Consider the following 22,201-nt stretch of genomic DNA (forward strand, 5'->3'; position numbering starts at 1 on the left):
CTCTCAACCGCACTATCAGAGGCAAGCTCACAAAGATCTCCACACCTGATTCAAAGATCGAGGTATGGATCGTTCCTACAAACGAGGAGCTCCTTATCGCAAGAGATACACTCGCTCTCATTTCTAAGTAATTATATCACAAAAAACAATATAAAGCAACATAAAAACCTCGATGCACTTATCGCACCGAGGTTTTTTAGTTGTCAGTCGAGAGTTTAGAGTTGAAAGTTTCGATATCGCCTGCGGCGATACAATTTGAAAAGTGTGAGCCAATCAAGCATACTTAACTCACAACTCTCCACTCTCAACTCTTAACTATAGCTTTAGCCGCAGACTATCTTTGTTCTTGTGACGTCTACGTTTTCATTTTCCATGATCAGCTCACCGATAGATTCAGCAACGATAAGTCCGCCCGAAGGATTCTTTACGCTGTCTATGCCGCCTCTTATGTCAACGCTGATATTATCAGAATACTCAAAGGCAAGTGTAGTATTTGGCAGTTTGCAGTTTTTAAGCACAAGATTTTCCATGAAGCACATTCCCTGCAGGCTTTCAACAGTGCAGTTCACCAGCATGATATTGCGTGAATTCCAGCCAAAACACTTTCCCTTGATAACCGAATCATGTATGGTTACATTCTGACAGTTCCAGAAGCAGTCGCTTCCGTTGATGACAGACCTGCGTATAGTTGCATTCCTGATACCGTCAAAGGCGTTGCTGCCGTTGAGCTCAAGTCCGCATATCTCCATTCCGTCGCAGTCCATAGCAAAATAATCACCGTTTACCTTTACGCCGTCCATGCGTATATTCGCACACTTCCACAATGTTTCGCCGCCATTGGTGAATGTTACGTTTTTCAGGCTTATGCCGTTTGTATGACGGAAGCACTGAGCTGACTCAATATTGGTGTCGTAAATATTTACCTCTGTCGAATACCAGATGCCCTGCTTTGCTGTCTCGCGGATAGTGCAGTTGTTCAGCTTGACCTTTTCGCTGTACCACACAGGGTACTTTGCGTCAATAGTACAGTCAGAAAGCTCAATATAGGCATTGTGCTTCAGCGGAGATTCTCCCTCGCCGAAAACAGTGCCTCTGATCCTCAGACCATTGCGCTGAAACAGAGCTCTTTCCCCCGAAAAATGCTCGTTAAGTATTTCTTTCATTGATCTCACTCCTCATAAAAAATACGTTAAAAGTTGCGGTATTTTTTTATAGTATAACACATATTTTTGTAAATTGCAACTGTTTTTCACTAAAGAATTGCTATTTGCATTATTCGCCGAAAAAACATTTTTAATTTATGCAACACTTTACTTATCTGCTCCGTATGTGTATAATGAAAGCAGAACGTATACGAAATGCTTGAAGGAAAAGGGGGGTGGGACTATGACCGACAAAGATATAAAGATGCTGATAAAATCCTCATCAAATGATGGCTTCAAGGCACTTTTCAATGAGTACTGGAGCTATGTTTATACCATAGTTTTCAGTATTCTCCGCGGCATCGGCAGCAAAAACGATATTGAGGAATGCACCGCAGACGTACTCAGTGACGTAATGATGAATTACGATACCGACAACGAGGGTTCTCTTAAAGCCTACCTCGGCACCTCGGCTAAACGGCGCGCCATCGACGTGAAGCGCTCTCTCAGCTCTCACAGGAGCGTATCCATTGAGGAGGACGAATACCTGACGCTGCGCTCCGATGAAAATATCGAAGCTGCCGCCGAAAGCTCCCACATATCCGCTTTGCTCCTGCAAAGGATAGAGGCGCTTGGAGAGCCCGATTCCACCATAATAATACAGAAGTACTTCTATGACCGAAGCTCCGCCGAGACTGCGCGTATCCTCGGCATGAATCCCATAACCGTGAGAAGCCGTCTGAAAAGAGCACTGAAAAAGCTTAAAGGAGCTCTCACCGACTTGGACATAACGCTGTAAAGGAGGATAAATATGAAAAGGAAATTAAGGGATATAATGCACAGCGCCGATAAAAACACCGTTGAGCGCATTGCAGACCGCGGCAGCGCCGCCGACTCAGAGACCGCAAGCCGCATTTTCAATAAATGCCTCACCCGAATGGACAATGACGCTGAGCATATAGAAATGTTCACTGCCGAGACTGTCCGCAGAACTCCGAGATTTGCAGGGGCGTTCATTGCCGCAGCAAGTATATTTGTAGTTCTGGGAGCTGTTGGTCTGGCACGGAAAATCAAGGCTCCTTCTCCAAAGCCTGTAGATACTGAGCCTGTAATAGCCGCTACGGGAACTACTGTAAGCGCAACAGGCGACGAGTACAGAATAGTTGATACAACTGAGACAAAGGCTGTGACTGTATCCGCAGCAAACACAAAAGCCGCTGAAACTGCAGTAACTACTGTCACTGCTAAAAACGAGCTGTGGAAGTCTACTGTACCTGCTGTGGGTGCTTTTATAAATACGACCAATACCACCGCAGACGCTCCTAAGTCTACAGCTAAGACCACAAAAGCCCCCTCGAAAACTACCGCTGCAAATACAGTTACCACAGCTAAATCCGGCGAAAAGCACATGACTTTAGCTGAAATAGAGGAATGGGAGCGCAAGAATGCACCTTCTACCCTTGTACGTGAAAGAGCTATCCTGAATGGCAAAATAAGCGCAGATTCGCCCCGTGTTACTCTCGCTCAGATAAAACAGATAATCACTGAGAGCTCCAGCACAGACGAAATATACAAAAAGATACAGAATATCCAGCCCTATCCCGATGTTGAAGGCGGAAGCGGTTTTACCCTCATAGAATACTGGGTGAACGGGAACAGTGACAATTATGTTTTGCTAAGTCCCGATGGAAAAGGTGTCCAGCTTATGGATAGAGTCAGCAGAAAGGTAACAGAGGTTCTGTATACCGAGCCGCGCGTAACTACTCCCCCTGTTACAAATAAACCCGAATACGCAGGTGAAATTACTATTGATGAGGTATTGAAGCTTGCAAAGAACAGCAATGATATACAGTTCAGTGACTTCAAAAAATACTGTTCTTCTCCTGATTATTATGACACTTCACATATGAAGTTCAGGATCTCTGACCGTGAGGACTGGTATCTGAAAGTATCTGCCAATAACGGCGGAAGCGGCGTCATATGCGGCATTGGAGACAATATTGGTCACTACCGTATGGATATTCTCACAACACCTTATGATGAAGTACTCAAAAACATAAACGACTGGGCATACAAAGACGCTGTTATAATAGCTCCCATAGCCGGTAAAATAAGCATTGACGACGTTATACGCATTCATCAGGAAAAGGGCGAAAATCTTGATCCTTCGGACTTTGCGGATTTTACCGACAGCAGTTTCAGACTGAATGGCAGTCACATTGTCAAGTATCGTGTAACAGACGGCGATAAATACAAGGTATCAAAAGTGAATGAGGTTTATCTTACATTGTTGTTAGGCAATGGCAGACCGCTGTTAGATGCTTCACTTCACGATCAGAACTTCATATACAAATCGCACCTCATTAATTCACTTGATGAATTTGAATACAGAGGAACATTTATCAACTCTATCGACGGCGAACTGGAAGACACCAAAACAGGAACTTGGTTCTTGGATAATCAATGATATTAGCATAAAAGCTGCTGTTTTTACGGCAGCTTTTTCTTTTATCGTATTGACAAAGGCTCTTATTTGGGGTATAATCAAGAATTGATAATATATATCGAAAGAATGATGAATATGAAAAAGATCGTTTCTATACAGGACATCTCCTGCTTCGGCAAATGCTCCCTGACCGTTGCACTGCCTATAATATCGGCTATGGGTATCGAAACTGCGGTAATCCCCACGGCTGTGCTGTCAACTCACACAGGCGAGGGCTTCAAGGACTATACATTCCGTGACCTTACAAGCGATATACCTGCTATAGCAAGGCACTGGAAAAGCATGGACTTAAAGTTTGACGCACTGTATACGGGCTATCTCGGCTCTATGGAACAGGTCCAGATTGTCTCGGACTTCTTTGACGATTTCAGCACAGAGGATAACTATATAATCGTTGATCCCGTTCTCGGCGACGCAGGAAAGCTCTATGCAGGCTTTTCTCAGGAGTTCGTAACAGAAATGAAAAAGCTCTGCGCAAAAGCTGATTTCATTATGCCAAATATGACTGAGGTGTCTTTTCTCCTCGGTATCCCCTACACTGAAAGCTATGACGAAGCCTATGTAAAGGACGTTCTCCGCAGACTTTCCGCTCTCGGCTGCAAAGTGCCCGTTATTACGGGAGTACATTTCGATGACGAGAAACAGGGCGCTGCCGCATATGACTCGGTGAACGACAAGTTCTACTTCTCCTTCGACAAGAACGTTAATATGCGCTTTCACGGTACGGGAGATATTTTCAGCAGCGTATTCTCGGGCGCCTGCGCTCTCGGTATGGATATTCAGCAATGCCTTGATATTGCGGTAAGATTCACTCTCGACTGCATCGAAGCAACTGTTCCGAATATGCAGGAAACATGGTATGGAAGCTGCTTCGAGCTGTGCCTCGGAAAGCTCATAGAATACGTAAATAAAAAGTGATATCAGAGCAGCTTCGGCTGCTCTTTTCTGTTATTCCAGTTATTCCCTGTGATTACTGCATACAGAATCGGCAATAATATCCTCGTAATCTTTTACGGAGGATATGGCTCATGGCATATAATAAAGTCGTTATCGCAGGAATAAATACCTCTGAGCTGACAGTGCTCAGGGAGGAGGAAAAAATAGCCCTGCTAAAGGAAATAAGAGCTACCGGCAGCAAGGCTGCAAGAGACAAGCTCATAAACGGTAATCTCAGGCTCGTTCTAAGCGTGATACAGCGGTTTACAGGGAGAGGCGAAGATATAGACGATCTGTTCCAGATAGGCGTTATAGGTCTTATCAAGGCTATCAACAACTTTGACCTGTCAAAGGAGGTGCGCTTCTCAACATACTGCGTACCCATGATAAGCGGTGAGCTCCGCCGTTATCTCCGCGACAGCAGCCACGTAAAGGTGAGCCGCTCTCTCCGCGATCTTGCCTACAAGGCGATACAGGCAAAAGAACGGCTGACAATAAAGCTCCAGCGAGAACCCAGAATAGAGGAAATAGCCGAGGATATAGGCGAAAAGCGAGCCGATGTGGTCATAGCTCTTGAAAGCATAAGTGATCCCGTATCTCTATATGAGCCGGTTTACTCTGATTCAGAGGACACCCTCTACATCATGGATCAGATAAGCGACATGAACGACGTCGAAAGCCGAATGGACGAACTCACTATACGTGATGCTATCCGCGATCTCGGAGAACGCGAGCGGAATATCCTTTATCTTCGGTTTTTCTGCGGAAAAACTCAGGTTGAGGTCGCAGGCGAGATCGGCATATCTCAGGCTCAGGTCTCGCGGCTTGAAAAGACTGCTATCGAACGCATAAAAAACAGTGTGTGAACCATGCTCTCCTGCGGGAGAGCTTTTTGTTATATTCTTACATTTTTCTATTGATTTCGATGAGATAATAGTGTATAATTAAATATATCAGTTTTATAGAGAAGATTACAAAAGTCATTATATTTGAGTTTGAGGTCTGAGAGTATGAAAAAACTTTTCAAAGCCGCAGCTTTATGCTGCGCACTTATGCTCTCCGCCTGTTCAAGCAGAAAAAATAACTCTGTCACCGCTCCAGACGGCAAGCTGGATAAGTGTACCCTGCGCTTTTCATGGTGGGGCGGCGATGACAGACACAAAGCAACTCTGGACGCTGTCGAGCTCTGGAACAAGAAACACCCCGATATATCCATAACCCCTGAATACGGAGGCTGGGACGGGTGGACGGAAAAGGTCTCGGCTCAGATGCGAAGCGGTACAGAGCCCGACATCATGCAGATAAACTATGACTGGCTCATCTCCATGTCAGAGGACGGCAGCAGATTCTATGATCTTGACAGTCTCACTGATTTCCTCGATCTTTCGGGATATGACGATGAGATACTGTCCTTCGGACGTATGGACGGCAGACTCAGTGCCCTCACTGTATCAGTCAGCGGCAGAAGTCTGTTCTATAATTCCGAGGTGTTCTCATCACTGGGGGCAGAATACCCGAAAACGTGGACGGAGCTGGCTGCTTTAGGAAAAAGCTTTGGAATGGAAGATATGTATCCCCTTGATCTGGATATTCAGTCCGGGGGAACTGCATGGTATCTTGCAGTTGTTTATATTCAGCAGAAAACAGGCAGGGAGTTCATCTCCGACGACGGAAGGCTCGGCTTTACCGTCGATGACATCAGTGAAGCACTTGAATTTTACAAAAGTCTTGAAGAGGACCACGTAATAAGAAACGTCAGGACAAGAACTGATGAGGACGGAAATGCCGCTCTTTACCAGTCATCAGAGTTCATTGACGGCAGAGTTGCAGGTGTTCTCGAATGGGGAAGCGCTGTGGGCAAATACGAATCCGTTCTGCCTGACGGCGTTTTAGAAGCAGGTCCCCTTCTTGCTGACGACAGCGGCAATAACAGCGGCTGGCTGATAAAGCCTACTCTGCTTTATGCTGTCTCAGGCGATACAAAATATCCCGACGAGGCTGCGGCATTTATTGACTTTCTCGTGAATGATGAGGAATGTGCAGAGCTTCTCGGTACTACACGCGGCATACCTGCTTCAGACAAAGCTGCTTCTGCTCTTGAAAAGAGCGGCAGACTGTCAGGACTTGCAAAGGAGTGTGATGATATGCTGCATAATGCCGATACAGTCACCATAAGTCCGTATATGGAGCTTCCGCGAATGAAGGAATTCTACAATACCGCCATAGAATCAGTATCCTACGGCACTGCCGACACGGATACTGCTGCCCGTCAGATGTACGACTCTATTACCGATCATCTGGAGAAAATAAGAAAATGAATACCCGAAAATACCGAAACCCCGTCGGTGTCAGCAAATACACAGGTCTGCTGCTTATATCGCCATTTATAACAGGCGCTTTGCTGTTCATCGCATATCCCTTTGTATGCTCATTTATCATAGGACTTACCGACAGAGGCAGCTTTGCGGGCTTTGATAATTTCCGTGAAATGCTCAGCGGCAAAGACTTCGGACAGGCGGCAGGTGTTACGCTGAAATACTCAATTATACTTGTTCCGCTGAAGCTCATAGTGTCCCTGCTTGTGGCATTGCTTCTCAATACAGAGCTAAAGTACATAGGCATATTCCGCACCATATTCTACATACCGTCTATACTTGGAGCCAATCTTGCTGTCATAATCATGTGGCAATACCTTTTTACAGCGGACGGACTTGTAAATCAGCTTCTTGAAGCTGTGGGGCTCACACCTGTAAGCTGGTACGGAGAACCAAACGCAGCCATATTCATGATAGTTCTGCTGAGACTATGGGAATTCGGCTCGACTATGGTGATATTTCTTGCGGCTCTCCGTGATATTCCACGTGAGCTGTATGAAGCAGCAAAAGTAGACGGCTGCGGAGGCTTCAGAGCATTTTTCGCCGTGACTCTGCCTCAGATAAAGAATGTTATCTTTGTCAATCTGATCTTGCAGACCATTGCGGCTATGCAGGAGTTCAGCGCTCCGTATATGCTGACAGGCGGAGCTCCTATGGGAAAAACAAGAACTATCGGTATGCTCATTTATGAAGAGATGTTCACATATGGCAGCGAAGGTATGGCAAATGCGGTATCATGGGTGCTTTTCGTGATCATCGCTGCTGTTGTGGCTCTTATTTATAAGCTGACAGAAAAAGCGAGGAGGGACGTGCTGTGAAAAAGCTGTTTCTCTTTCTGCTGCTGACAGCTGTAGGAGCTGTTATGCTCTATCCCCTGCTTTGGCTAATAGGAGCTTCATTCAAGACCAATGAGGAAATATTTTCATCTATATGGTTCATGCCCAAAAGCTTCGATACCGACTCCTACAAAAACGCATGGATGACTGTCACTCCGTACAATATGGGACACTATTTCCTCAATTCCTTTGCGATTATTATCCCAAAGACCGTTTTTGCCGTCACTTCCTCTGTGATAGTTGCTTACGGCTTTGCAAGATTTGATTTTCCACTGAAGAAGTTCTTCTTTGCTCTGCTCATCTGCGGTATGCTGATGCCCTCTATCGTTACCATCATGCCGCGGTATCTCATGTGGAGCAGACTGGGGCTTCTGGATACATATATACCGCTTACACTCCCTGCCCTCTTTGCCGAGGAGGGAATGTTCGTGTTCATACTTGTACAGTTCCTAAAGGGAGTACCTAAGGAATTCGATGAAGCGGCAAGGATAGACGGCTGCGGCACATTGAAAACGCTGTTTTTCGTGATCCTGCCGTGCATAAAACCAGCCGTGATCTCCATAGCGGTATTTACTTTTTTATGGACCATGAATGACTTCCTTGAGCCGCTGATAATGATACAGTCAGTGGAGAAATACCCTCTTTCTCTTGCTCTGAGGCTGTCCGTGGACAGCACAGGACAGGGCTATGAACAGCGCAAGGTCATTGCCATGTCAGTCATTGGTCTCATTCCCTCTATAGCAGTGTTCGCACTTGCTCAGAAAAAATTTGTCAGCGGTATCACCGCAGGAGGTCTTACAGGATGACTAAATCTGAAAGCATCGTTTCAAAATATATCGACAACTTAATAATCCCATCAGAGCCTCTTTCTCCCATATGGAACAAGGAGAACGAGCTTCTGGAAAAAGCTCCGAAATGGAATTATATCGACAATTGCATGATAACCGCCGTTCTGATGATGTATGATATTACAAAGGACGAAGACCTTCTCGAATATGCCATGAGATTCATGGACGCCTATGTTACTAAGGACGGCAATATCCCTACTCTCAATTACGCCGACTATAACCTTGACAATATCAACGGTGCAAAAAATCTGTTCAAGCTCTGGCGATTAACAGACGAAGAACGTTACAGACTCGGATTTGAACGCTTCTGGACTGAACAGCTTTTACGTCAGCCGCGCCTTGACTGCGGAAGCTTCTGGCACAAGGGCATTTACCCAGATCAGATATGGCTGGACGGCTCATACATGGCTCTGCCGTTTCTGATAGAATATGGTCTGCTCCATAAGTCAAGGGGTATAATCGATGATGCTATCCGCCAGCTCTGGGATATGCGAAGGATACTCCGCGATCCTGATACAGGGCTGTTCTACCACGGCTACGACGATACCAACACTATGTGCTGGGCAGATAAGATAACAGGCCTTTCCCATGAATTCTGGCTGAGATCAAACGGCTGGATATGCGCAGCTCTTGCGGACTGCTGTGAAATGCTTCCAGATGCCGAGCTTATCAAAAAAGAGCTGGCTGAGATACTTACTGCTCTCTCAAAATACTGCATGAAGGACGGTATGCTGCTTCAGCTCCCTGCACGTCCCGAGCTTGAGGGGAATTATCCCGAGACCAGCGGTTCACTGCTCTTTGCATACTCTGCACTTAAAGCTGCACGTCTCGGCATATGCGGTGATGATATACGCTCGGCAGGCAAGCGCACATTCGATACTGTAACTGAAAATTTCATTGACAACAGCGGCGATATACCCGTACTAAAAAATATCTGCCTTATGGGAGGCCTCGGCGGAGAGAATAACCGCGACGGCTCTGCGGAATACTATCTCAGTGAAAAGATCGTCGAAAACGACGCAAAAGGCATCGCTCCATATATCATGGCGTATACAGAGACCAAAAAGTTTTCATGAATATACTTTAAGGATAAAAATATTGTCGAAATGCCGCGGTTTGTACTTGAAAAGTTCATACTTTCATGTTATAATATTTGCTGTAGGGATTACTACAAATATTATGTGAAAGGGGGAGCTCGTTTTGAATGTACTGTTCTGGGCAATAGCTGTTATCGCTTTCGTTATAGCTGAGATATGTACGGTTCAGCTGGTTTCGATCTGGTTCGCCGCAGGCTCTTTTATAACGATGATAGCCTGCTATCTGTGGAACCTGTCAACTCTGGAGCAGTTGGGCTTGTTCATAGTCTCGTCTGTTCTGTTCCTGCTTATAAGCCTGCCGTTCATAAAGCGGCGAAAGCAGCAGGTCAGGATAGCGACCAATGCCGAGCTTGACGTTGGCAAACACGCCACTGTCATCGAGGTCATCGACGCAGACAAGGGTACGGGGCGAGTCACTTTAAACGGGGTAAACTGGAGTGCTGTTCCCGAAAACGAGAACGAAATAATACCCGATGGTACTATCGTTATCGTCAAAAAAGTAATGGGCGCCAAGCTTATGGTTGCACCTGAAAACTGAATCCAACATTTATTTCACAATTTTATCGGAGGTAGATCAAAATGGACACACTTGGAATCATTGTTTTAATCGTTATCATCGTTCTTCTTTTCCTTTTCATCAGATGCTTCAGGATAGTTCCTCAGGCTCATGTATTTGTAATTGAGCGACTCGGTTCTTTCCACGCTGAATGGGAAACAGGACTTCATATCCTCGTTCCTTTCATCGACAGGATCGCAGGAAAGGTATCACTTAAAGAAAAGGTAGTAGACTTCAAGCCGCAGCCCGTTATCACAAAGGATAACGTTACAATGCAGATAGATACTGTCGTATTCTATCAGGTTACAGATGCTAAGCAGTACATCTACGGCGTTGAAAGACCTTTAGCTGCTATCGAGAACCTTTCAGCTACAACTCTTCGTAACATCATCGGTGAGATGGAGCTTGACGCTACACTCACATCAAGAGATGTTATCAATACAAAGATCACATCTATCCTCGATCAGGCTACTGACCGCTGGGGTATCAAGGTAAACCGCGTTGAGCTCAAGAATATTCTTCCTCCTCGTGAGATACAGGACGCTATGGAGAAGCAGATGAAGGCTGAGCGTGAGCGCCGTGAAAAGATACTTCAGGCAGAGGGTGACAAGAAGTCACAGATACTGGTCGCAGAAGGTGAAAAGGAGTCACAGATACTCCGCGCACAGGCTAAGAAGGAAGCTCAGATACTTGAGGCTGAGGCTCAGAAGCAGGCAATGGTCCTCAGAGCTGACGCTGTAAGAGAGCAGAAGATACTGGAGGCTACCGGTGAAGCAAAAGCTATCGAAATGGTACAGCAAGCCCTCGCTGAAAGTATCGTAAAGCTCAATAACGCTAACCCGAATGAAAGAGTTATCCAGCTCAAGTCGCTGGAGTCCTTTGCTAAGGCTGCTGACGGCAAGGCTACAAAGATCATTATCCCAAGCGAGATACAGGGACTTGCAGGTCTTGCAACAGGCCTTAAGGCTATCGTAGAAAACGATAAGGCTCCAGCTGCACCTGCTGCTACTTCCGCTCCTGCTGCAAACAGCAATTACAGCAGCAACACAGGATATCAGGATTATAGCATAAACTGATGAGATACCACTTATACTCCCCGAATTATCGGGGAGTATTTTTTATTAATTAAAAAAGCTTTAACTGAAAATCAATATAATAACATAGATTTCATATGTTGCTTAATTATATAATGGTATAAGGAAAAGTTTATCCGCCTTCTGCCATATATAAAGGGGAAATCAATATGAAAAAAGTCCTTTCTGTAATCATTTCATTACTGACATTAATCTTCGTCTCCTCTTTCGGCGTGTCTGCCGAAGAAAAGGTATATCCCGATACCTCGGATGATACTGTATTCCACTGCACCAGTACACGATATTTAGCCGATGTAAATAACGATAAGGAATTCAATATCGGTGATCTGGTCACTCTGATGCAGTTTCTCCGCAGTTCTGAAGAATACTTTGATTCGCTTGTTTACGAAGATAAGCTCAATTATCTGGATGTTAATTTAGACGGAAGAGCCGACATTTTCGATCTGGTCGAAATGAGAAAAGCATTGATTGATCCGGAAAATGCTTTCAAGCAGGTTAGCAGTGTAGATATCCTTACCACGGCAGACAAGTCTACAACAAAATCATCTTTTATCAGCACGCCAGAAGAACTCACGGCTTACCTTGCAGACATCGGTACCGATGATGATGAGATACAAAAATACCTTGAACTATTTAATGATGAGTTTTTCAGAAAAAGCGATGTTATCCTCAGCACTTACGAGCAGGAATACGGCGAAGGAATTCACTTTATTCCGCCTGTCGGCAATTTTGCTGACGGAACTTACTTCGATGATTCAGAGCTGGAAAGTCTATGCAGCTATTTTGGTACTGATCCCGATGTCATAAAAAAATCCGGTATATATTATCTTCTTACCTCTCATCGCTACAATTCCCATCCTATGTTATACCCGAAAAAGAAGAGTATCCTGCTTTTTCAGGCAACTATTCCAAAAGCTGTAAAAGAAAACTCAAACGGGTTCACCTTCTTGTTTGATTTTGATTTATTCTCTCCTGATTACTATGCTCATCAATTTGACTCTCCCGATGGTAAGCACAAGCTGTACATTACAGTTGATGAAATGCATTTTATGGATGATACCTGCCATTATCATTTTTATGAGATCCAAAATGACGGTTCATACGTCTATCTTGGCGAGTATTATGACGGATATGCGGAAAAAGATCTGTTTGCCCAGGAATACACTGTGACAAAACAAGGCAATATTACTGCATATAATTTTGGCACGCAAGTTATGATAAAATGGAGCGAAAATGGCATTAATTTAGCAATAGCCAAAAGTACTTCATATGTTGATGGATACTGGATAACTGACTGGGATGATGTCAGCATGTATTATAGTTAATATTATTTACGCTATCAAGTCCCCTTTCCATAACGGAAGGGGGATTTTTTATGTAGAAAAAGGCTTTGATTTATACTGATATTTTATGCTTTGATACGATTTTTGCGAAATACTTCCGAAAATACAAAATCGCTGTCTTTTGGACTTGCATTTAATACTATTTTGTAGTATAATATTTTTTATAAAGATTTCATAAACTATGCTTTTTATTTTATTTTCTCCGTCGGATTTTAAGCGGTAAAACTACAGATATATAATACATTCCTGCAAGGCGGTAGAACAATGGTTTTTTCGAGACTTTTCTTTATATATATTTTCCTTCCCGTATGCCTTTTGTGCTATGCACTGGCAAGAGGGACGAAAGCAAAAAATCTGGTGTTGATAGTTTTCTCGCTTATTTTTTACGCTTGGGGCGAACCCGTCTATATTTTTCTTATGCTGACAACTGCCGCGGTGAACTATGCCGCAGGACTGTTCATCGGAAAATATCAAGGGCAAAAAGGTGATACCGCCGCAGCTGTTATTGCTGTAGCGTATGACCTGCTTATGCTGGGCGTATTCAAATACAGCGGCTTCATTGCGGAAAACATCAACGCCCTTTTTTCATGCTCGATACCTGTCCCCGATATAAGGCTCCCTATCGGCATCAGCTTTTATACCTTCCAGACTATCTCCTATATCATAGACTGTCACTGGGAAAAGGTAAAACCGCAAAAAAGCTTCGGAAATTACCTGCTTTTCCTTACTCTGTTCCCACAGCTCGTTGCAGGACCTATTGTTCGCTACAGTACCATTGAAAAAGAAATTAATGACCGCAAAACGGAGCTCAGCGATGTTTCCTACGGACTCAACCGCGTCGCTCTCGGTCTCGGCAAAAAGGTGCTTCTTGCAAATCAGCTCAGCATCATCGCAGACAGCTTCCTCGGAAATATCGGAAGCTCCACCATGTTCGGAGCATGGTACGGCGCTGCTGCCTACGGCTTGCAGATATACTTTGATTTCTCGGGCTATTCCGATATTGCCATAGGTCTCGGACGTATTTTCGGCTTCCACTTTGACGAAAACTTCGACCACCCATTCATTTGCAGAGACATCACCGAATTCTGGCAGCGCTGGCATATCTCACTCAGCACATTTTTCCGTGACTATGTGCTATATATCCCAATATTCGGCAAACGCAGAAAATACGGCGGTCTCTTCCTCGTATGGCTATGCACGGGTATATGGCACGGCGCAAGCTGGAATTTCATCATATGGGGTCTTTACTACGGTATTTTCGTATTCATCGAAATGCTCATCGGCAAGAAGCGCATGAAAAAGATACCTGTTGTTCTGCGGCATATCTACAGCAAGCTTGTTATCATCATCGGCTTCGGCATATTCTATTTCGAGAAGCTGGGCAGACTCGGCACATTTTTTAAAACCGCATTTGGCTTTGGAGAAAACGGCTTCCTTGCAATGCAGGACAAAATATCTGTTGTCAACAATATGTACCTGCTGACCGCTGCTGTTATATGCTGCTTCCCTGTTATCAAACTGGTGAAGCAGACTGCGGACAAGCATTTTGTCACAAAAGCCGCAGTTTCCTCAGCCGCCGCCGTTGCAGCCGCACTTCTGCTCATAGTTACAAGCATTATGCTTGTAGCTTCTACGACCAATCCGTTCCTTTATTTCCGATTCTGATGAGGCGCTCACATGACCAATAAAAGCAATAAAGACAGCCGTTCTTTGCCTGCTATATCCATAGAGGCTTCAGACCGTGCAAAATCCACCATAGATGTGCCTATAAAGGCAAAAAAGCTCAAAAAACAACAGCGAAAAAAGGCCCTGAGCCTAATTTCACTTGCTAATATAATTACAATAAGCGCTATTTTCGCAGGCGGCTTCGTATATGTGGTACTTCTGCCCCACGAGACAAAAGCAGATGACGAGAACCGCTATCTCACAAAATTCCCGAAATTTTCCGCCAAAAGCTACGCAAGCGGCGAGTTTACTGAAGGAATTGCGGATTACTTCGACGATACCGTACACGACAGAGCTCATATAAAGGAATTCATATCCGACTACATTATACAGCTAAAAGGCAGGAAATACGGTGATGACGGTGAAGAAGCCGAGCTTTTCGGCAGCGGCTTTGAGAAAAGATCCCCCGTCACCACTGCTGCTCCTGTAACTACAGCAGCTTCCGTGTCTACTTCGGTCACGACCGCTGTTCCCGAGGCAGCTCCCACAGAGGAGGCTCCTGCTGACGGCGAGCTCACCAACAATATACTCATCGTCAACAAGCGCGGAGTTACTCTTTACGGCGGCGCATGGGGCACGGAACAGGAATATGCCTCATATGTCAGCCTTTACAAGGAAAAGCTGCCCGATGTTAATGTTTACTCAATGGTGCTGCCGACCTCCAGTTCCTTCTATCTTCCCGAAAAGTATCAGAACCTTGCCTACAGCGAGAAAGAGGACATTGACAGGCTGAACGCCGCTCTCCATAATGTTATGCCTGTCGACGCCTACAGCATTTTGAATGCTCACAAGGACGAGGCTATATACTCACGAACAGACCACCACTGGCAGCCTCTCGGCGCTTATTATGCCGCAGAGCAGTTTGCACTGACCGCAGGCGTCCCCTATCCCGACCTTTCGGAGTATGAGACAGTTACCCTGCCCGGCTATGTGGGTACCCTTTATATGTACACACAGAGTGCCACACTCACAAATAATCCCGAGGACTTCGTTTATTACAAACCCAAAATACCCGTAACAGTAACACAGTACAACACACGCTTTGAAACCCCTGTCGCTGCTGAGCTTCTTCTTGATCCGTCATATATGGCAAATTCAGGCTATTATATGGTCTTCGGTTCGGACGAGAGGATAGTTCACGTAAACACAGAATGCAAAAACGGAAGAACTCTTGTCATCTTCAAGGACAGCTACGGGAACGCCCTGCTTCCGATGCTGACAAGCTCATTTGAAAACATATATCTCTGCGATATACGTTATTTTGACCTTAATGCTGTTGATTTCATCAACAGAGTCGGCGCTACCGATCTCCTTTTTGCCATGTGTTCGTTCTCCGCAGTTGGCGGCAACAGAAACTGTATTTACAACAATCTGACAAAATAAGGTGATATTATGAGAGAACTCAACTTTCCATTCGACGGCAAGGATATAATCCGCAGACGGCTCGCCATTCGCAAGCAGCTGCTTTCTGACGGCTGTGTCCGCATAAAAAAGAGGATCGCTGTGCTGGGGGGCTCAACGACAAATCATATTGTATCCGCACTCGAGCTTTTTCTGCTGAATTTCGGCATCGAGCCCGAATTCTATTTGTCAGAATACAATAAGTTCTATGAAGACGCCGTTTTCGGCAATCCCGAGCTTGACAGCTTTGATCCTGACGTTATCTACATACATACCACCTCGCGCAACCTCACTATGCTCCCTGAAAGCCCGGCTGAATCAGCAGGGACAGTTGAACATAGGCTCAACGATCAGTTTGCATACTTTAAACAGGTTTGGGAAAGCCTTAAACAGCATTTCTCATGCCCTGTAATACAGAATAACTTTGAGCTGCCGCTTTTCAGACGTACAGGCAGCTACGACGGCTGGAGCACTTCAGGTCATGCTGCATTCATTCAGCGCATGAACATCATGCTGTCGGACTACGCCAGAAATACACGCGGACTCTATATCCACGATATAAATTATCTCTCCGCAGTCTGCGGTCTGGCAAACTGGCACGACGCTGAGGCATGGTATCTTTACAAGTACGCCATGAGCACTAATGTTATCCCTGACCTCGCATACAGCCTTGCCTGCATAATAAAGTCCATATACGGAAAAAATCACAAGGTCATCGACCTTGACCTCGATAACACTCTCTGGGGCGGCGTCATCGGCGACGACGGTCAGGAGGGCATAGAGATAGGTCAGGAAACCGCCATTGGACAGGCTTTCAGCGAGTTTCAGAGCTTTATCAAGGGCTACAAGGACTACGGTGTGCTTTTATCAGTCTGCTCTAAGAATGACATGGGAAACGCCCTTCTTGGTCTGGATCACCCATGCGGAGTGCTGCGATCTTCCGATTTTGTATCTATTAAAGCTAATTGGGAATCAAAAGACCGTAATATCGCAGAAACTGCCGCTGAACTCAGTCTCGGACTTGACAGCTTCGTTTTCATCGACGATAATCCTGCTGAATGTGCTATCATAGAGGCACAGCTGCCTATGGTGCAGACTATAAACCTCAGCACTGTTCATGAGGCTATGTACAGACTGACACGAAGCGGCTTTTTCGAGGTGACAGCTGTTTCCGAAGATGATATGCACCGCTCGGAGATGTATGCCGCAAACGCTCAGAGAGCCGCACAGCAGCGAAGCTTCGAGAGCTATGAGGATTATCTGCTGAGCCTTGATATGCACGCGGTCATATGCGGCTTTGAGCCTGTCTATATACAGCGTATAACTCAGCTCACCAACAAGAGCAACCAGTTCAACCTCACGACCCGCCGTTATAATGAGGACGAGATACAAATGGTCAGCACAAGCATGGAGCACATCTGTATTTGCGGCAGACTTCTTGATAAATTCGGCGATAACGGCATAGTTTCAGTAGTTATAGGAAAATGCAGGGACAGAGAGCTTGACATAGAGCTATGGCTCATGAGCTGCCGTGTACTGAAAAGGGACATGGAGCTGGCAATGCTGGACGAGCTTGTCCGCCGCGCAAGAGCAAAAAATATCACCCGTATAAACGGCTTCTATTACAAAACTCACAAAAACAGCATGGTGGCAGAGCTTTACGGCTCATTCGGCTTCACTCTTGACAAAAAGCTGGATAACGGAGATTCCGTATGGCATCTCGACATAGAAAACTATGAAAACAAGAACAAGGTAATAAAAATACGTGATAAGGAGAATCCTGAATGAATAATAATGAAATACTCCCCCGTTTGAATGAGGTATTCAGAGATGTTTTCGGTGACTCGTCACTTTCGGTGAACGAGAATACTACATCTGCCGATATTGAGGACTGGGACAGCCTTGAACACATCAATCTCATTGCCGCAGTTGAGAACGAGTTCGGACTGCGATTCAAGATGCGTGAGGTCTCTGGCATGAAGAACGTGGGAGAAATGTTAGCTATTATTGCTGAAAGAGGTAAATAATGTCAAAAAAAGCCAGAAAAAGACTTATTATCGCCGCTGTGTTTGCAGTCCTATGTGCTCTCAGCGCATGGGGCTTTGCATTAAAACCCGTAAATTACACTGTCGAAGCAAAAAAGCTTGATAAAGGCTTGCGTATCGTCTTCATTTCTGACCTTCACAACTGCTTTTACGGTGATACAAGCAACTCAAAGCTCATAGACGCTGTCCATAGTGCTGAGCCGGATATTGTCCTGTTCGGCGGAGATGTCGTGGATATGTGGGGCGGAACAGAATATGCCCTGAATCTTATTTCAGCTCTCAGCGCAGAGTATCCCTGCGCATATACTCCCGGAAATCACGAGGGAATGCGCGACGATACCGAGGAATTCTATGATGAGGTAAGAAAAATATGTCCTGTTCTGCTCGGAGATAAAGAGGAATTCAGTATAAAAGGGCAGAATATAAGGGTATACGGAGTGGTTGACTCTCTACAGTGGGGAAAGAAAAAAACTCAGCTCGAGGAATGTATAGACGAGCTGGACGATAACTATTACAATATACTGCTTCTTCATCAGCCCGAGCAGATAGACGACTGCTTCGGCAGTGATGGCAGGAGCTTTGACCTTGTGCTTTCAGGCCATGCTCACGGTGGTCAGTGGAGACTGCCCAGAATACTCGAACAAGGACTTTATGCCCCTGATCAGGGTGTTTTTCCGAAACATACAACGGGAATGTATCACTATGATGATACCACTCAGATAATCAGCCGCGGACTGGCAAGACCTATGCGTATGATATTCATACCGCGTATTTTCAATCGTCCCGAGCTCTCAATTATAGACATAAACAACTAACAATGCAGATATATAGCAATTTTATGCTAAAAGGTACTTGTAATTTCAATTCAATGATGATATAATTGAATTGGTGTTTTCATTTACGGAAACAATAAACAGAACAAAAGGAGCATGAGCGTTTCGCGCTCGCTGTTAAATATGGAAAAAGAGAAAAATATCAATGAAATGCCCCGGAATATCATCTGCGGACGAAATCCCGTCATAGAGGCGCTGAAATCAGGAGCCAATCTCGATACCGTCTATATCGACGGAAACGGCGGCAGCCTTAGTGTTATCCGCCGCCTTGCAAAAGAAAAAGGTGTCGTAGTCAAGGACGCTGACGATAAAAAGCTCTCACGCCTGTCAGGCGGCGCTTCTCATCAGGGAGTAGTTGCCGAGGGTGCCTGCGGAGAGTATGTTACGGTAGAGGATATCCTTGCCGTTTCACAGAAAAAGGGCACAAAGCCATTCATCATCATATGCGATGAGATAGAAGATCCTCATAATTTGGGAGCTATAATCCGTACTGCCGAAACATCAGGGGCTGACGGCGTCATTATCCCAAAGCGCAGGAGCGCCTCGCTGAACGCTACAGTATATAAGACCTCAGCAGGTGCTGCAAGCTATGTGCCTGTGGCAAGAGTATCCAATCTTGCGGCTTGTATCGATACCCTCAAGGAGAACGGTGTATGGATATATGGCACAGACGCCTCGGGCACTGACTACTCCGAGACCGACTTTACAGGCGGTGTTGCCCTTGTCATCGGCTCTGAGGGCTTCGGCATGAGTAAGCTGATACAGAAAAAATGCGATTTTATGATAAAGCTTCCAATGCTCGGAAGGATAAATTCACTCAATGCCTCCGTGGCAGCAGGTATCTTCATGTATGAGGTACTGCGCCAGCGCAGAGGCTCTGAATAAGGAGATAAATATGTCAGAACAGAAACCGTCGCTGGAGGCTATTCTTGACGAATACTCTCCCGACTCTCTTGAACCTAACAATGTGGGCAGAGTTGACGCCCAGAAAATAATAAATTCTACGGTAGACGCTCCTGAATTCGTTGAAAGACCTAAATCAAGACCGCCTATCTCACATGAAAAATCCGCTCTATTCGATAATGCACACCGAAATGAAACTCCTGCGGACGAGGTAAAGCCTGCCGATCTTTCAAGACACAAGGTGGCTGTGGTAAGCTCAGATGCCATGAGCGAGATACGCACCAATCCTCAGCGTAAGGTGATACCATCGGGCACTATCACTCCTGTGCAGATGAATCCCGACGAAGCACCGAAAATAAGACGTATGAGCGAGTCAACACGCGCTAAGGAGATCGAAAACAAAAAGAACAAGAAAATACGCCGCGGCAAAAAGGATAATTATACCTATGCCCGTGAAACTCCCGAGGGCGAGTATATGTATACTCCTCCCGAGTTCAAGAAGAAAAAGCGAAGCCGCATACAGATAATCAACGAAGCAGAAAGCGCCGAGGGCAGAAAGCAGATAACAGACATCGTTCCCTCACCTGCTGCTGTTGAGGCGGCAAAGCCCGTTGAACCTGCGCCGCGAGCTGAGCTTACCAGTATAAATCTCAGCGAAAAGGCTGATATTGACGCACATCAGCTGGACGTACATATTACTCAGGGTGCCGATGAATATATGTCAGTGCACTCCAAGAACAAGCGTACAAAAAGGATAGTTGACTTCAACTACTACGGTGATGTCGAGGACGTAGGACGCGATATATACGAGCTGAAAAGCACTATTTCAGTACGTGTTGTGATACTTGCAATGACAGCTTTTCTGAGTCTGTTCATGACACTGGCAAATCAGTTCAATGTGCCGACTCTTGACATATTCAGTATGTCAAATATCAAGTCATACCTGACAGTACACCTTATACTCGGTGCTGTATCAATCATTTCATCAATAGCTGTCATAACAAAGGGACTGCGAAAGCTTCTCAGCTTCAAGGCAGACGGAGACTCTATGACCGCTATCACCGCACTGTCCTGTCTGATAGCGATAATCCCCGCTTTTCTAAGCCCCGACCTTGTGAGCTCTGAAAATATACACATTTATATGCCTGTAGGCATACTTGCACTGCTTATAAATGCGCTGGGCAAGCACCTTATAATAAGGAGAGCTGCCCGAAACTTCAAGTTCGTGTCGAAAAACTTTGACCGTCACGGCGTTACCTACGTCAGGGACGAGGACAGGGCTGAGCGCATAACCCGCGGAACTCTCGGAGACTTCCCTATCCTTGCTTCAATGCGCAAGACAGACTTTCTTACTGATTTTCTGCGGTATACCTATTCATCGGATATGACAGATGACTTTTGCAGAAAGGCTTCTCCGCTTTGCCTGTTTGCTTCAATAGTTGTTGCACTGTTCCTCACTATATTCTGCAAGGGAACTATAGCAAGCCTTGACGCAGCTGCATTCGGATTCTCTATATTCAGTATGCTGATATGCGCTACATCCTGTATCGCAATGCCTTTCGTGGTTAATATCCCTCTTGAGAACGTTTCCAAGAGCGCTATCCGCAACAAGGGCATAATGCTTGGGTATCAGAGCGTTGATGACTTCTATGATACAAATTCGATACTCATAGACGCAGGTACTCTCTTCCCTGAGGGTACGGTCAGACTTGACGGTATCAAGGTATTCTCAAATACAAAGCTGGACGAGGCGTTTCTCGAAGCCGCAAGCCTTACGGCTGCCTCGGGAAGCATAATGTCACAGCTGTTTACCGACGTAATAGCCGGCAGAAACGGTGCACTCTATCCCATTGAAAACTACTCCTACGAGGAAGGAATGGGTATGTGCGGCTGGATAAACAACAAGCGCGTACTCTTTGGCAACCGCGAGCTTATGACAAGCCACAATATAGAGGGCGTTCCCACAAAGACTCAGGAAACTGAGTTCGTTGATGAGGGCAAGGATGCACTTTATCTTTCAATATCAGGAAATCTTGCAGCAATGTTCGTTGTTGACATAGTTGCAGACAGATACGTGAAAAAATGGGCGAAAAAGCTCTGCAAGAACAAGATATGTATGTTCATCAAGAGCATTGACCCGTGTATAACGCTGAAAAAGCTGAATAAACTCTTCGGTATCCCCGAGGAAATGGCAAGGATACTGCCAAAGAAGCTCCATGAGGACTTTTACGAGGAAACCAAAAAGGCTGTCCGCCTCAGCTCATCAATGGCTACGACAGGAAAGTTTTCCTCACTTGCCGAGCTTCTCATCGGTACAAAGGTAGTCCATTCCTCAGCAATAATAGGTCTTATTTTGCAGACAGCTTCAATACTTCTCGGCTTTGTACTGTGTATGCTGCTGATACTTTCAAAAGCATTCCGCTCAAATTACGTTTATATGTCAGCTACAGCCCTTGTTGTTTATAACGCAGCATGGACAGTGCTCACATATATAGCCGTAAGCCTAAAAAAAACATGACGTAACAAGAACCTGTGTCAGCATCGGCACAGGTTCTTCAAAC

Annotated in this window: 19 protein-coding genes and 1 pseudogene; 19 read left to right on the forward strand and 1 reads right to left on the reverse strand. The window is 45.4% G+C overall.

Annotated features, from left to right (window positions below):
- Positions 1-131: pseudogene (locus tag K5677_RS01840) on the forward strand (acetate kinase); the annotation flags it as partial.
- A 192-nt stretch (positions 132-323) separates the two neighbouring features.
- Here the strand turns inward: K5677_RS01840 and K5677_RS01845 are convergent.
- The gene (locus tag K5677_RS01845) at positions 324-1,163 is read right to left on the reverse strand and encodes a DUF3737 family protein (protein ID WP_296724002.1); all 840 of its coding nucleotides are present in this window, start codon (positions 1,161-1,163) and stop codon (positions 324-326) included.
- Between the two features lie 223 nt (positions 1,164-1,386).
- Between K5677_RS01845 and K5677_RS01850 the strand changes: the two genes are divergently transcribed.
- The 18 genes from K5677_RS01850 to K5677_RS01935 all read left to right on the forward strand — a co-directional run bounded on the left by K5677_RS01850 (position 1,387) and on the right by K5677_RS01935 (position 22,158).
- Positions 1,387-1,941, forward strand: a complete 555-nt coding sequence (locus K5677_RS01850; RefSeq protein WP_296724003.1) for a sigma-70 family RNA polymerase sigma factor — start codon at positions 1,387-1,389, stop codon at positions 1,939-1,941.
- A gap of 12 nt (positions 1,942-1,953) precedes the next feature.
- Entirely contained in the window at positions 1,954-3,609 is a 1,656-nt protein-coding gene (locus K5677_RS01855; protein ID WP_296724006.1) for a hypothetical protein, read from the forward strand.
- 114 nt (positions 3,610-3,723) lie between these two features.
- A complete protein-coding gene (locus tag K5677_RS01860; protein ID WP_296724008.1) occupies positions 3,724-4,566 on the forward strand; it encodes a pyridoxamine kinase in 843 nt (280 codons plus the stop codon).
- A gap of 110 nt (positions 4,567-4,676) precedes the next feature.
- A complete protein-coding gene (locus K5677_RS01865; protein WP_296724010.1) occupies positions 4,677-5,450 on the forward strand; it encodes a SigB/SigF/SigG family RNA polymerase sigma factor in 774 nt (257 codons plus the stop codon).
- Between the two features lie 144 nt (positions 5,451-5,594).
- Complete coding sequence (locus K5677_RS01870; RefSeq protein ID WP_296724012.1) at positions 5,595-6,902, forward strand: ABC transporter substrate-binding protein; 1,308 nt, start codon at positions 5,595-5,597, stop codon at positions 6,900-6,902.
- Positions 6,899-7,777, forward strand: coding sequence for a sugar ABC transporter permease (locus K5677_RS01875; RefSeq protein WP_296724014.1), 879 nt, complete (start codon positions 6,899-6,901; stop codon positions 7,775-7,777). Before K5677_RS01870 ends, K5677_RS01875 begins: the two co-directional genes overlap by 4 nt.
- Positions 7,774-8,601 carry a carbohydrate ABC transporter permease gene (locus tag K5677_RS01880; protein ID WP_296724016.1) on the forward strand — a complete coding sequence of 276 codons (828 nt, stop codon included), beginning with the start codon at positions 7,774-7,776 and terminating at the stop codon, positions 8,599-8,601. The genes K5677_RS01875 and K5677_RS01880 overlap by 4 nt, the downstream gene beginning before the upstream one ends.
- Positions 8,598-9,719, forward strand: coding sequence for a glycoside hydrolase family 88 protein (locus tag K5677_RS01885; protein WP_296724018.1), 1,122 nt, complete (start codon positions 8,598-8,600; stop codon positions 9,717-9,719). Before K5677_RS01880 ends, K5677_RS01885 begins: the two co-directional genes overlap by 4 nt.
- Before the next feature lie 124 nt (positions 9,720-9,843).
- Positions 9,844-10,278 (forward strand): NfeD family protein, encoded by a 435-nt coding sequence (locus K5677_RS01890; RefSeq protein ID WP_296724020.1) that lies wholly within the window; start codon positions 9,844-9,846, stop codon positions 10,276-10,278.
- A 41-nt stretch (positions 10,279-10,319) separates the two neighbouring features.
- Positions 10,320-11,372 carry an SPFH domain-containing protein gene (locus tag K5677_RS01895; RefSeq protein WP_296724023.1) on the forward strand — a complete coding sequence of 351 codons (1,053 nt, stop codon included), beginning with the start codon at positions 10,320-10,322 and terminating at the stop codon, positions 11,370-11,372.
- Positions 11,373-11,539: 167 nt separating this feature from the next.
- Positions 11,540-12,715, forward strand: a complete 1,176-nt coding sequence (locus K5677_RS01900) for a dockerin type I domain-containing protein (protein ID WP_296724028.1) — start codon at positions 11,540-11,542, stop codon at positions 12,713-12,715.
- A gap of 282 nt (positions 12,716-12,997) precedes the next feature.
- Complete coding sequence (locus tag K5677_RS01905) at positions 12,998-14,398, forward strand: MBOAT family O-acyltransferase (protein ID WP_296724031.1); 1,401 nt, start codon at positions 12,998-13,000, stop codon at positions 14,396-14,398.
- Between the two features lie 12 nt (positions 14,399-14,410).
- Positions 14,411-15,841 carry a DHHW family protein gene (locus tag K5677_RS01910; RefSeq protein WP_296724032.1) on the forward strand — a complete coding sequence of 477 codons (1,431 nt, stop codon included), beginning with the start codon at positions 14,411-14,413 and terminating at the stop codon, positions 15,839-15,841.
- 9 nt (positions 15,842-15,850) lie between these two features.
- On the forward strand, positions 15,851-17,647 hold the full coding sequence (locus K5677_RS01915) for an HAD-IIIC family phosphatase (RefSeq protein ID WP_296724034.1): 1,797 nt from the start codon (positions 15,851-15,853) through the stop codon (positions 17,645-17,647).
- On the forward strand, positions 17,644-17,886 hold the full coding sequence (locus K5677_RS01920; RefSeq protein WP_028514828.1) for an acyl carrier protein: 243 nt from the start codon (positions 17,644-17,646) through the stop codon (positions 17,884-17,886). The genes K5677_RS01915 and K5677_RS01920 overlap by 4 nt, the downstream gene beginning before the upstream one ends.
- On the forward strand, positions 17,886-18,719 hold the full coding sequence (locus K5677_RS01925) for a metallophosphoesterase (RefSeq protein WP_296724038.1): 834 nt from the start codon (positions 17,886-17,888) through the stop codon (positions 18,717-18,719). The genes K5677_RS01920 and K5677_RS01925 overlap by 1 nt, the downstream gene beginning before the upstream one ends.
- 141 nt (positions 18,720-18,860) lie before the next feature.
- Positions 18,861-19,622 (forward strand): 23S rRNA (guanosine(2251)-2'-O)-methyltransferase RlmB, encoded by a 762-nt coding sequence (rlmB, locus tag K5677_RS01930; protein WP_296724040.1) that lies wholly within the window; start codon positions 18,861-18,863, stop codon positions 19,620-19,622.
- Positions 19,623-19,632: 10 nt separating this feature from the next.
- A complete protein-coding gene (locus tag K5677_RS01935) occupies positions 19,633-22,158 on the forward strand; it encodes a hypothetical protein (protein WP_296724042.1) in 2,526 nt (841 codons plus the stop codon).
- Positions 22,159-22,201: the final 43 nt, after the last annotated feature.

Source organism: Ruminococcus sp. (assembly GCF_024684275.1).